Consider the following 12,939-nt stretch of genomic DNA (forward strand, 5'->3'; position numbering starts at 1 on the left):
GGGGCCGAACGTGCACACCGGTTCGTCAGCCGATGGTGACCTCCTCGTCCTCGAGCACCGCGCGGTAGGGGTTGGCGCTCTCCTGCGGGAGGGGCTGATATTCCGCCACAGGCGCGGGCGGCTCGGTGAATTCGAGGTCCACATCCTTGATGATGCCGGTCCCGGCGGGCACCAGCTTACCGATGATGACGTTCTCCTTGAGTCCGAGCAGCGGATCGGTCTTGCCCTTGATCGCCACCTCGGTCAGCACGCGGGTGGTCTCCTGGAAGGAAGCCGCCGACATGAAGGAGTCGGTCGCGATCGAGGCCTTGGTGATGCCCAGCAGCTCGGGGGTGTAGGTCGCGTAGCCCAGGTCCTGCTCGCCCAGCTCGATCCGCTCGCGGACCTCGCGGTTGCGGGCCTTGAGTTCGCTCTTGTCGATCACCGAGCCGGAGATCAGCCCGGTGGAGCCCTCCTCGTCGACCTTGACCTTCTTCATCATCTGGCGCACGATGACCTCGATGTGCTTGTCGTTGATGTCAACGCCCTGGGTGCGGTAGACGCGCTGGACCTCGTTGATGAGGTATTCCTGCACGGCCAGCTCGCCCGAAACCTGGAGCACTTCCTTCGGGTCGATCGGCCCCTCGGTGATCAGGTCGCCCTTCTTAATCACATCGCCCTCGGCGACGATCACCTTGCTGTCGAAGGGCACCAGCTTCTCAAACTTCTCGCCGGACTCGGAATTGGTGACGACCACGATCCGGGCGCCCTTGCTGTCCTGCTCGAACGAGACCGCGCCGTCGAGGTGGGAGATGATCGCCACGCTCTTGGGCTTCCTGGCCTCGAAGAGCTCCTCGACGCGCGGGAGACCCTGGGTGATGTCGCTGGCCGAGGCGACGCCTCCGGTATGGAAGGTACGCATGGTCAGCTGGGTACCCGGCTCGCCGATGGACTGGGCGGCGATGATGCCGACCGCGTCGCCGATCGAAACGAGCTTGCCGTTGGCGAGGTTTGCCCCGTAGCACTTGGCGCAGACGCCGTTCTTGGCCTCGCAGTTGAATATTGTGCGTATTTTGACCTTCTCTATACCCGCGGCGGTGATCGCCTTGGCATCCTTTTCGTCCATCATCTTGTCGCGGCCGACGATGACCTCGCCGGTCTCGGGATGGACCACGTCGTCGGCCACAAAGCGGCCGATCAGGCGCTCCTCGATGTCCTCGATCACACGGCCGGAGTCGTAGATGCTCGTGACCTCGATCCCGTCGTGGGTGCCGCAGTCGAGCTGGCGGATGATGACGTCCTGCGAAACGTCCACCAGACGGCGGGTCAGGTAACCCGAGTCGGCGGTGCGCAGCGCGGTGTCGGCCAGGCCCTTACGGGCGCCTCGCGAGGAGTTGAAGTACTCCAGGATGTTGAGCCCTTCGCGGTAGTTTGAACGGATCGGGATCTCGATCGCCCGCCCGGAGGTGTTGGCGATCAGCCCGCGCATACCGGCCAGCTGGCGGATCTGTTCCATCGATCCGCGCGCGCCCGAGTCGGCCATCATGAAGATCGGGTTATCCTCGGTGAAGCAGCGCTGAAGCGCCTTCTTAACATCCTCGGTGGTCTGGTTCCAGGTGCTGATGATCCGCTCGTAGCGCACCTCGTCCGAGATGAGGCCGCGGTCGTACTGGCGGCGGATCTGGGCGACCTTCTTCTCGGCCTCGGCGATGAACTCGGCCTTCTCCTCGGGGATCACCGCATCGCAGACCGCGACGGTGATGGCGCTCTTGGTGGAATACTTGAAGCCCTGCGCCTTGATCCGATCGAGCATCTCGGCGGTCTTGGCGGTGCCGTGGACGCGGATACATTTGTCAATGATCTTGCCGAGCTCCTTCTTGCGCACCAGGAAGGAAACCTCCAGATCGAAGCGGTGCCCGGGGTCGGTGCGGTCCACAAACCCGAGGTCCTGCGGGATCGGGTCGTTGAAGATCAGCCGGCCGATTGTGGTGTCCAGCAGGTAGGAGACCTCCTCGCCGTCGACCTCCTTGTGCATGCGCACCTTGATGGGCGCGTGCAGCTCGAGCTCGCCGGCCTGGTAGGCCATCAGCGCCTCGTTGTAGTCGCGGTAGGCGTGGCCCGCGCCCTTCTCGTTTTCGCGCACCATGGTCAAATAGTACGAACCGAGGATCATATCCTGGGTCGGCACGCAGACCGGCTTGCCGTCCGAGGGCTTTAACAGGTTCCCGGCCGCCAGCATGAGGAAGCGGGCCTCGGCCTGCGCCTCGGCGGAGAGGGGAACGTGGACCGCCATCTGGTCGCCGTCAAAGTCGGCGTTGTAGGCGGTGCAGACCAGCGGATGGAGCTTGAGCGCGCGGCCCTCGACGAGGACCGGCTCAAACGCCTGGATCCCCAGGCGGTGCAAAGTCGGCGCGCGGTTGAGGAGCACCGGATGATCCTTGATGACCACCTCGAGGGCGTCCCAGACCTCCTTGGCGCTGGCGCGCTCGACGAGCTTGCGGGCATTCTTGATGTTGGTGGCAACCTTCTGATCGACCAGGCGCTTCATGACGAAGGGCTTGAAGAGCTCGAGGGCCATCTCCTTGGGCAGCCCGCACTGGTACATCTTCAGCTCCGGCCCGACCACGATGACCGAACGGCCGGAGTAGTCGACGCGCTTGCCCAAAAGGTTCTGTCTAAAACGTCCCTGCTTGCCCTTGAGCATGTCGGAGAGGGACTTTAAGGGGCGGTTGTTGGGCCCGGTGACCGGGCGGCCGCGGCGGCCGTTGTCGATCAGGGCGTCCACCGCCTCCTGGAGCATGCGCTTCTCGTTGCGCACGATGATGTCCGGCGCGCCGAGCTCCAAGAGCTTCTTGAGGCGGTTGTTGCGGTTGATCACCCGGCGGTAGAGGTCGTTGAGGTCGCTGGTGGCAAACCGGCCGCCGTCGAGCTGGACCATCGGGCGGATGTCGGGCGGGATGACCGGAACCACATCCAGGATCATCCACTCTGGGCGGTTGCCCGAAAGGCGGAAGGCCTCGACGACCTCCAGCCGCTTTAAAAGCCTTGCGCGCTTCTGGCCCGAGGCGGTCTCCAGCTCCTCCTTGATCTCGACCGAGAGCTCCTCGAGGTCGATCTCCTGCAGCAGCTCCTTGACCGCCTGCGCGCCCATCCCGGCGCGGAACTCGTCCTCATACGCCTCTTTTAAGTCGCGGTACTCCTTCTCGGAGAGGAGGGTGTATTTCTTTAAGTTGGTGATGCCCGGATCGATCACCACGTAGGAGGCAAAGTAGAGCACCTTCTCGAGTAAGCGCGGGGACATGTTGAGCAGCAGCCCCATGCGCGAGGAAGTCCCCTTGAAGTACCAGATGTGGGACACCGGGGCGGCCAGCTCGATATGGCCCATCCGCTCGCGGCGCACCTTGCTGCGCGTCACCTCGACGCCGCAGCGCTCACAGATCTTGCCCTTGTAGCGCAGGCGCTTGTACTTGCCGCAGTAGCACTCCCAGTCCTTGGTGGGTCCAAAGATCCGCTCGCAGAACAGACCGTCGCGCTCCGGCTTCAAGGTGCGGTAGTTGATCGTCTCGGGCTTTTTGACCTCGCCGTAAGACCATTCGCGGATCTTTTCGGGAGAGGCGAGTCCTATCTTAATCGATTCAAACGCGTTAAATTCCAATTGCGACCCCTTCTTCCTAAATTATCGTGTCGTTCCTGTCGCTTCATCGCGCGGCCGGCTTATTCCTCGCCCTCGCCGCTTGCGTTTTCGTCAGCCAGTCCGAAGTCGGTAAACTGGGAGAACAGATCGTCCTCTTCCTCCCGCTCGGGCAGGTCCGGCGTCTCGATCCCGAAGGAGTCCTCGAACTCGGAATCCACTGCCACGACATTCGCTTTTTCGTCCATCGTCTCGTCGATGATCGGGGTCATGCCCATATTGTCGTCGTCATCCATCGACTGGCGCAGGTCGATCACCTCGCCGTCCTTGTCGAGGACGTTGACGTCCAGCGCCAGGGACTGCAGCTCCTTGACCAGCACCTTGAACGCCTCGGGGATGCCGGGCTTGGGCACGTTCTTGCCCTTGACGATGGCCTCGAAGGTCTTGACGCGGCCGACCACGTCGTCGCTCTTGACCGTCAGGATTTCCTGCAGGGTGTAGGCCGCGCCGTAAGCCTCCAGCGCCCAGACCTCCATCTCGCCGAAGCGCTGGCCGCCGAACTGCGCCTTGCCGCCCAACGGCTGCTGGGTGACCAGGGAGTACGGGCCGGTGGAACGGGCGTGGATCTTGTCGTCGACCAGGTGATGCAGCTTTAAGAAGTACATATAGCCGACGGTGACCGGGTGGTCGAACGCCTCGCCGGTGCGCCCGTCGTACAGGACGGTCTTGCCGTCGCGGGAAAGACCCGCCTGCTCGAGCGTGTCCTGGATATCATATTCGTTGGCGCCGTCGAAGACCGGGGTCATTACCTTCCAGCCCAGCGCCGCGGCCGCCCGCCCGAGATGGACCTCGAGCACCTGCCCGATGTTCATACGCGACGGAACGCCCAGGGGATTTAAGACAATGTCCAGCGGGGTGCCGTCCGGCAGGAAGGGCATATCCTCCTGCGGCAGGATCCGGGACACGACGCCCTTGTTACCGTGGCGGCCGGCCATCTTGTCGCCCACCGAGATCTTGCGCTTCTGGGCGATGTAGCAGCGCACCACCATATTGACCCCGGGCGAGAGCTCGTCGCAGTTGTCGCGGGTAAAGACCTTGACGTCCACGATGATCCCGTATTCGCCGTGGGGGACCCGCAGCGAGGTGTCGCGCACCTCGCGCGCCTTCTCGCCGAAGATGGCGCGCAGCAGCCGCTCCTCGGCGTTTAATTCGGTCTCGCCCTTCGGGGTGACCTTGCCCACCAGGATGTCGCCCGAGCGCACCTCGGCGCCCACCCGGATGATCCCCCGCTCGTCGAGCTCGCGCAGCGCGTCCTCGCCGACATTGGGGATGTCCCTGGTGATCTCCTCGGGGCCGAGCTTGGTGTCCCGGGCCTCGATCTCGTATTCCTCGATATGGATCGAGGTAAAGACGTCGTCCTTGACCATCTTCTCGTTGATCAGCACCGCGTCCTCGTAGTTGTAGCCCTCCCAGGTCATGAAGCCGATCAGCGCGTTCTTGCCCAGCGAAATTTCGCCGTGGTCGGTGGCCGGACCGTCCGCGATGACCTGGTCCTTTTCAACCCGCTCGCCCACGCCAACAATCGGGCGCTGATTGATACAGGTGCCCTGGTTGGAGCGCAGGAACTTGATCAGGTCGTAGGTGTCGTTTTCGCCCTCGTCGGTGCGCACCACGATCTTGTCGGCGCTCACCTTCTGCACGGTGCCGCCGTTTTTCGCCAGCACCACCACGCCGCTGTCCACGGCGGCCTTGTATTCCATCCCGGTGCCGACGACCGGCGCCTGGGGCTTTAGGAGCGGAACCGCCTGGCGCTGCATGTTGGAGCCCATCAGCGCGCGGTTGGCGTCATCGTTCTCCAAAAAGGGGATCATCGCGGTCGCGACCGAGACCACCATCTTGGGCGAGACGTCCATGAAGTCCACCCGGTCGCGCGGAACCTCCTGGATGGTGTCCCGGAAGCGCACGTTGACCATTTCGTTGGCAAAGCAGCCGTTTTCATCCAGCGGCTCGTTCGCCTGGGCGACGATGTACTCGTCCTCCACGTCGGCGGTCATGTAGACGACCTCGTCGAGCACCTTGCCGCTCTTCTTGTCCACCCGGCGGTAGGGCGCTTCGATGAAGCCGTATTCGTTGATCTTGGCGAAGGTCGCCAGATACGAGATCAGGCCGATGTTCGGGCCTTCCGGCGTCTCGATCGGGCACATGCGGCCATAATGGCTGTAGTGCACGTCGCGCACCTCGAATCCGGCGCGGTCGCGGGACAGGCCGCCCGGGCCCAGCGCCGAGAGGCGGCGCTTGTGGGTCAGCTCGGCCAAGGGGTTGGTCTGGTCCATGAACTGCGAAAGCGGCGAGGAGCCGAAAAACTCCTTGATCGAGGCGACCACCGGGCGGATGTTGATCAGCGCCTGGGGGGTCACCACGTCCATGTCCTGGGCCTGGGTGGTCATCCGCTCGCGAATAACCCGCTCCATTCTGGAAAAACCAATCCTGAACTGGTTTTGGAGCAGCTCGCCCACCGAACGGATGCGGCGGTTGCCCAGGTGGTCGATGTCGTCCTTGGTGCCGATCCCGTAGCCGAGGCCGGTCATGTAGTTGATGGTGGCGAAGATGTCGTCGAGGATGATGTGCTTGGGGATCAGCTCATCCCGGCGCAGGCGGACCTGCTCCTTGAATTCCTCCTCGGAAAGGTTCGCTTCGAGCAGCTCCTTGAGGACCACGAAGCGCACCTTCTCGTTGATCCCCAGACCCGTAAGGTCGTAATCCACGAAATCGTGGATATTCACCATATTGTTGGAAATGCACTTGAGCTCCTGCTCGCCCACCTCGATGAAGGCGACGGCGACGCCCTTTTTGTCCAGCTCATGCGCCCTTTCGCGGGTGAGGATCTCGCCGGGCTCGGCGAGCAGCTCCCCGGTCAGCGGATCAATGGCGGGCTGGGTCAGCTTGTGCCCCGCGATCCTGGTGGCCAAAGAGAGCTTTTTATTATACTTATAGCGGCCCACGCGGGACAGGTCGTACCGCCTGGGGTCGAAGAAGAGCGCGTTGATATGGCTCTGGGCGCTGTCCACCGTCGGCGGCTCGCCCGGGCGCAGCTTGCGGTAAACCTCGAGCAGCGCCTCTTCCTTGTTCTGGGTGCTGTCCTTCTCGAGGGTGGCGAGCATGAGCTCGGTCTCCCCGAAATATTCGAGGATCTCCGCATTGGAGGAAAGCCCCAGCGCCCGGATGAAGGTGGAGATGGGCAGCTTGCGGTTTTTATCGATCCGCACATAGAACACGTTGCTCGAATCGGTCTCGTACTCCAGCCAAGCGCCGCGGTTGGGGATGACGGTCGCGGCAAACAGCTCCTTGCCGGTCTTGTCCCGCGAGGAGGAGTAATAAACGCCCGGGGAACGGACCAGCTGGGAGACGATGACCCGCTCGGCGCCATTGATAATGAAGGTGCCGCTGTCAGTCATCAGCGGGAAATCCCCCATGAAGATATCCTGCTCCTTGACCTCGCCGGTCTCCTTGTTGAGCAAGCTCGCGCGCACCCTCAGGGGCGCCGCATAGGTGGCGTCGCGCTCCTTGCACTGGGCAATGGTGTACTTCGGTTTGTCGTCCAGCCGATAATCGATAAAATCAAGGACCAGATTCTCCTGGTAGTCGGTAATCTCGGACACGTCCCGAAAAACTTCCTTGAGGCCCTCTTCCAGGAACCACCGGTAAGAGTTCTTCTGAACTTCGATCAGATTGGGCATGTCCAAGACTTCATTGATGTGGGAAAAGCTCATGCGGGTGGTCTTTCCCAGCTGCACCGGCTTGACATTCACCATAGGCTCACTCACTCCTGTTCGCATATTTATACGGTTTCCTCTGCAAAAGTTCGCCAATTTTTACAAATTCATCCTGCCTTGGCGCCGCACCCTGCGGGCGCGGCAGGCATAGCTTCCCAAAAATCCGAATTCGCTTTTAGCAGATTGACTGAAATCAGGCCGATTATCCCTTCCGCAGGTATTGAACTTTAGCAACAGATGTGCTATTATATATTCCTTAGAAGGTATAAAAAGCCATTTTGATACAGTATACTATTATATTACAGGATATTACAGTTGTCAATAGCTAATCTGACGAATCCGAAAAAAACCCGGATTTGAATGAATTCCTGCAAAATATTGCTTCAAATGTATAATATTGGGCGCTCCTACATAAAATATGCAGGCCCCCCTGCCCTGCCGTCATTTTGATCAAACGACAAAGCCCCCGTGCCGCAATGCGGCACGGGGGCTTTTATTTAATGATTAAACACGCGCAGCACCGGAGCCGTATAGGTCGACCCGGTATAATTTATGTCCCGCACGCTTCCTATGGTCCAGACATTTGAAAAGTCCCAGCCCGAGAAGGTGCCCTGGCTCGCAAGCTGGGAGCCGGCGGTCAGCCTCGATACCGAGGTCAGGCTGGCCGAGTTATTGCCCGCCGCCAGAGCCTGGCCATTGAGCCAATAGGAACACCTGATGGGAGTACTGCCTGGAACCGCGCTATAACCGAGCAGTCCACCGGTTCCCTGTGGGTGGCCGTTGGGTACGCCCGTCACGGCATAGCAGTTTTCAATGGTCATTCCCGTATTGCTGCGGCCGACCAAGCCGCCGCCGTGCCAATTCGAATTGGTGAGCTGGCCATAGGCATAACAATTGGAAACGAGTGTCCCGTTTTCCGCATTGCCGACCATCATACCGGCGGTGGATATGGTACCGCTCGTGCTTCCGGTATATCCCGGCGGGCCGGTCACCTTTGCATTAACATAGCAATACCGGATGGTGGAACGGTCCGCCGATCCTACCAGCGCGCCGACCGCAACGAGGTTATCCGACCCGGTATAGATTCCCTGGATCGTTTTACTGCTCTCTAATCCGAGATTTTGAACGGTCGCTCCGTAAATGGAACCAAACAGCCCGCACGGGAGCCTGCAATTGATTTGCAGGTCATGAACCACGTAACCCTTTCCATCGTAAACCCCGGTAAACTTGTTATAGCTGCCCCCGCCCAGCGGCGTCCAGTTGCCCGAGAGTCTGATGTCCTGTGTCTGAATGAAGCTTGCCGTCAAATGGTTGTTGACATGCGCGAGCTGCGCCGGTGTGGCGACCCGGAACGGACTTGCCGCCGTGCCCGTCCCCACATAGTAGGCCCCCGCCGTCCCCGCCGCGCAGCCGCAGGAGGGTGGGGTGGTGAAGGTTTTATCAATACTCGCCTCCCGATCAAAGGCCTCCCGTCCCGGCGCGACGTGCGCCGTCACCCGAAGCGTCCAGGTGGAGGATGCGGCCGCATCGTGGCGCAGCGGCAGGTGGATGTTGACCTGCGCGGTGGGCGTGATGGTCACCTCGGCCTTTACCGTCGGCGTCCCGGCGGCGGTGGAACCCGCATAGAGCGCGAAGGTGTAGTCCTGCGTCCTCGCCGAGCGCGTAAAGGGGATATCCACCCCATAGTCGCAGCTGTAGCCGTCCTGCACTGCGACCGTCACCCCCGGAGAGCTCGGGGCGGCGTTCGCCGGCAGTGCCAGCGTCAGAGAGAACGCCAGCGCAGCAAAGACTTTTCCCAGGCTTTTCACTTTCATCGTTCGGCCTCCTAGAAAGACCGCTAGTAATATCTTCTAGGGACCTTTTCTTTTGTAGGACCCCCTGGAAGGCTGTCACTTTCCCTTGCATTTTTCACCAAAACAGGATATACTTAGAAAAAGTTGGAAGGGTTTGGAGGTTTTGCTCCACCCGCACGCGAAAGCAGATCAAAACAAGACCGCAAGCAGATATTGCTTGCGGTCTTTTTGGGCGGATGATCCTTGCCGGCTTGTATCAATGGTTAAACGCGCGCAGGTTGGGATAGATCGCCCCATTGTCTAAACGCCAGACAGCGGAGAAGTCCCAGCCCGGGAAACTGGCCTCTTTTTTAAACGCATCGGCCGTGCCGAGGATGGTCGAGGAGACCGCGCCATGCCCGCAAGCCGGGGCCATCGACACGCAATTGGCGCTGCCGCCGCCGCCGAACGAGCCGAACAGGTTTCCGTAATACAAGGAGCTGCTCAGCACATCTCCATAGCTGTGGCAGTAGGTGACATAGGCCGTCGCAGTCGCGCCGATCAGCCCGCCGCAATAATTGGCGGAAACGCTGCAGCCCGCACTGTAGCAGTTTGTAATCTGCGCCCCCTCCCCGGCGGTCCCGATCAGCCCGCCGCCCACATGGGGCGAGGAGGCGGTAATGGTCGCCGCAAAGCATTCGCTGACCGTGGAGGAGCCCAGTGCATATGCGGCAAGGCCGCCGGACCGTCCCTGGATTCCAGAAGTGGTCGCCGAACCGCGGGAGACGCCCAGCCTTTGCACGGTGCCGTCCCGGATATAGCCAAACAGCCCGGCCATCTCGGCGTTCACCTTGAGGTTCGAGACAATGTGCCCGCCTCCGTCATAGCTCCCGGTAAAGTTGGCAAGGCCGTTCCCGCCGAGCGGCGTCCAGGCCCTGGAGGCGAGGTCGAGGTTCTTGGTCTGGAGGAAGGACTTGTCCAGGTGGGCGTTGACGTGCTGCAGCTGCTCGGGCGTGGCGACCTGGAACGGGCTTGCCGCCGTGCCCGTCCCTACATAGTAGGCCCCCGCCGTCCCCGCCGCGCAGCCGCAGGAGGGCGGTGTGGTGAAGGTTTTATCAATACTCGCCTCCCGATCAAAGGCCTCCCGTCCGGGCGCGACGTGCGCCGTCACCCGAAGCGTCCAGGTGGAGGATGCGGCCGCATCGTGGCGCAGCGGCAGGTGGACGTTGACCTGCGCCGTGGGCGTGATGGTCACCTCGGCCTTTACCGTCGGCGTCCCGGCGGCGGTGGAGCCCGCATAGAGCGCGAAGGTGTAGTTCTGCGTCCTCGCCGAGCGTGTAAAGGGGATGTCCACCCCGTAGTCGCAGCTATAGCCGTCCAACACCTCGACCGCCACCCCCGGGGAGCTCGGGGCGGCGTTCGCCGGCAGCGCCAGCGCCAGGGAAAACGCCAGCGCGGCCCAAATCATTGCCAGATTTTTCACTTTCATGTTCCGGCCTCCTAAGAAAGACCGCTAGTAACGTCTTCTGGGGGCCGTGGTTTTACAGGGATACCGCTCGCGGGCGCCGTTTTCCCTTGCGTTTTTTACCAGAACAGGGTATAATTAGGAAAAGATTGGCGAAAGCGGGGGTTGTTGCTCCACCCGCACGCGAAGACAGGTAAAAACAAGACCGCAAGCAGACGTTGCTTGCGGTCTTTTTAAAATTCAGGGCTATTCGCTATGAGCTTCCTTTTGCTTCTTGATGACCTTCATACGGGAGAACTCCTCGCGCTCCTTCTCCTCCAGGGCATCCGAAATAAATTTCAGGGTGCGGCTAAAGCGCGGGATGACGATGTTCTGCAAGGCGTTGGCCCGCTTTTGCGTCTTGGAGATCGCCGAAGCCAGGCGGTAGACGCTGTTTTCCACCTCGGCGAGCTTGGCGCTCATGCGCTTGGCCTCGTGGAAGCACATATAAGCCGCGTCCAGCTTGGAGTTGGTCTGGGTCAGCCCGTAGCAGAGCACCGGCGGGCGCTCCTCGAGCTGCACGGTGGGGATCTCCACCCCCATCACGCTCTTGTAGCCGATCGACAGCCCGTCGTCCACCGGGACGCCCTTGGCCACGTCCTCAACCAGCCCCAGGGTGATGTTCGCCTCCTCCAGCGCCTTATACGCGCGCTCGAAGGTTTCGGCGATTTCGGCTTTCATCCGCTTGGCGTCGTCGATCTTGAGCATCAGCTCCCGCACGAGGATGTTGCGCTTGCGGTCCAGCAGCTCGAACCCCAGGCTGGAGAGCTGGAGCGATTTCTTGGTCGCGATCAGGTTGCCCTTGGTCGGAAAAATTGGCTGCTCCATCCCCTCACCTCCATTCGTAATCGGTGGGCATTAAACATGCTCCTCTTCCCGCGCTTGCAGTTCTTTCGCGCCCTCTTCGTCGTAGTACTGATCGATAAACTTGTTGTCGATCCGGTCCAGGGCACCTTTTGGCAGCATGGACAGGAGCTTCCAGCCGAGAGAGAGGGTCTCCTCGATCGAGCGGTTCTCGTCGAACCCCTGGTTGATGAAATATTTCTCGAACAGCTTGCCGTACGCCAGGTACCTGCGGTCCATCTCGGAGAGCTCATCTTCGCCGATGACCGACGCAAGCGAGCGGGCGTCCTGCACGTTCGCGTAGGAGGCGAAGAGCTGGTTGGCCACGTCCGAATGGTCGGCCCTGGTGTATCCTTCGCCGATCCCGTCCTTCATCAGACGGCTTAAGCTCGGCAGCACCGCCACCGGCGGGTAGATCCCCGTCTGGTCGAGGTTCCGGTCGAGCACGATCTGCCCCTCGGTGATGTAGCCGGTCAGGTCGGGCACCGGATGGGTGATGTCGTCGTTGGGCATGGTCAGAATCGGGATCTGGGTGACCGAGCCGTCGTGCCCCTCGATGATCCCGGCGCGCTCATAGAGCGAGGCCAGGTCGGAGTAGAGGTACCCGGGGTATCCTTTGCGCCCCGGGATCTCCCCCTTGGAGGAGGAGAACTCGCGCAGCGCCTCGCAGTAGGCGGTCATGTCGGTCATCACCACCAGGATGTGCATGTTGTGCTCAAAGGCGAGATACTCGGCCGTGGTGAGCGCGCACTTCGGGGTGAGGATGCGCTCGATGATCGGGTCGTTGGAGAGGTTTAAAAACATGACCACCCGGTCCATGACCCCCGCCTGCTCGAAGGAGCGGCGGAAGTAATCGGCCACGTCGTTCTTGACGCCCATGGCCGCGAAGACGATCCCGAAGTTTGATTCCCCCCCGTCGGCGCTGGCGATGCCCGCCTGCTTGACGATCTGCACGGCGAGCTTGTTGTGCTGCATGCCGGAGCCGGAGAAGATGGGAAGCTTCTGCCCCCGGATCAGGGTCATCAGGCAGTCGATGGAGGAAATACCCGTCGAGATATAGTTTCTCGGATAGACGCGCGAAACCGGGTTGATCGGCGCGCCGTTGACGTCGGCGTACCGCTCGGCATAGACCTCGCCGAGTCCGTCGACCGGCGTGCCCGAGCCGTTGAAGATGCGCCCCAGCACCTCGATCGAAAGCGGGATCTGCATGGGGTGCCCGGTGAGCTTGGTCTTGGTGTTGGTCATCGACAGCCCGCTCGTGCCCTCGAAGACCTGGATGACCACCCGCTCCCCGTCGATCTGCACCACCCGCCCGAGGCGGGAGGTGCCGTCCTCCAGGGTGAGGGAGACCATCTCCTCGTTCGATACCGCCGGCACATGGTCGAGCACCACCAGCGGGCCGTTGATGCTGCTGAGCCCTACGAATTCCAGTCCCAC

General features: G+C 61.4%; 6 protein-coding genes. All 6 read right to left on the minus strand.

Annotated features, from left to right (window positions below):
• Nucleotides 1-25: 25 nt before the first annotated feature.
• The 6 genes from rpoC to EDD78_RS09430 all read right to left on the minus strand — a co-directional run bounded on the left by rpoC (nt 26) and on the right by EDD78_RS09430 (nt 12,939).
• Nucleotides 26-3,634 (minus strand): DNA-directed RNA polymerase subunit beta', encoded by a 3,609-nt coding sequence (rpoC, locus tag EDD78_RS09405; RefSeq protein WP_132084773.1) that lies wholly within the window; start codon nt 3,632-3,634, stop codon nt 26-28.
• Between the two features lie 59 nt (nt 3,635-3,693).
• Nucleotides 3,694-7,422, minus strand: a complete 3,729-nt coding sequence (gene rpoB / locus EDD78_RS09410) for a DNA-directed RNA polymerase subunit beta (RefSeq protein WP_079699744.1) — start codon at nt 7,420-7,422, stop codon at nt 3,694-3,696.
• Between the two features lie 458 nt (nt 7,423-7,880).
• On the minus strand, nt 7,881-9,197 hold the full coding sequence (locus EDD78_RS09415; protein WP_132084774.1) for a GLUG motif-containing protein: 1,317 nt from the start codon (nt 9,195-9,197) through the stop codon (nt 7,881-7,883).
• Nucleotides 9,198-9,432: 235 nt separating this feature from the next.
• The gene (locus EDD78_RS09420) at nt 9,433-10,644 is read right to left on the minus strand and encodes a hypothetical protein (protein WP_132084775.1); all 1,212 of its coding nucleotides are present in this window, start codon (nt 10,642-10,644) and stop codon (nt 9,433-9,435) included.
• 222 nt (nt 10,645-10,866) lie between these two features.
• Nucleotides 10,867-11,487 (minus strand): V-type ATP synthase subunit D, encoded by a 621-nt coding sequence (locus tag EDD78_RS09425; RefSeq protein ID WP_079699747.1) that lies wholly within the window; start codon nt 11,485-11,487, stop codon nt 10,867-10,869.
• A 30-nt stretch (nt 11,488-11,517) separates the two neighbouring features.
• On the minus strand, nt 11,518-12,939 hold the full coding sequence (locus EDD78_RS09430; RefSeq protein WP_132084776.1) for a V-type ATP synthase subunit B: 1,422 nt from the start codon (nt 12,937-12,939) through the stop codon (nt 11,518-11,520).

It is taken from the genome of Harryflintia acetispora (assembly GCA_004340125.1).
GTDB lineage: Bacteria > Bacillota > Clostridia > Oscillospirales > Ruminococcaceae > Harryflintia > Harryflintia acetispora.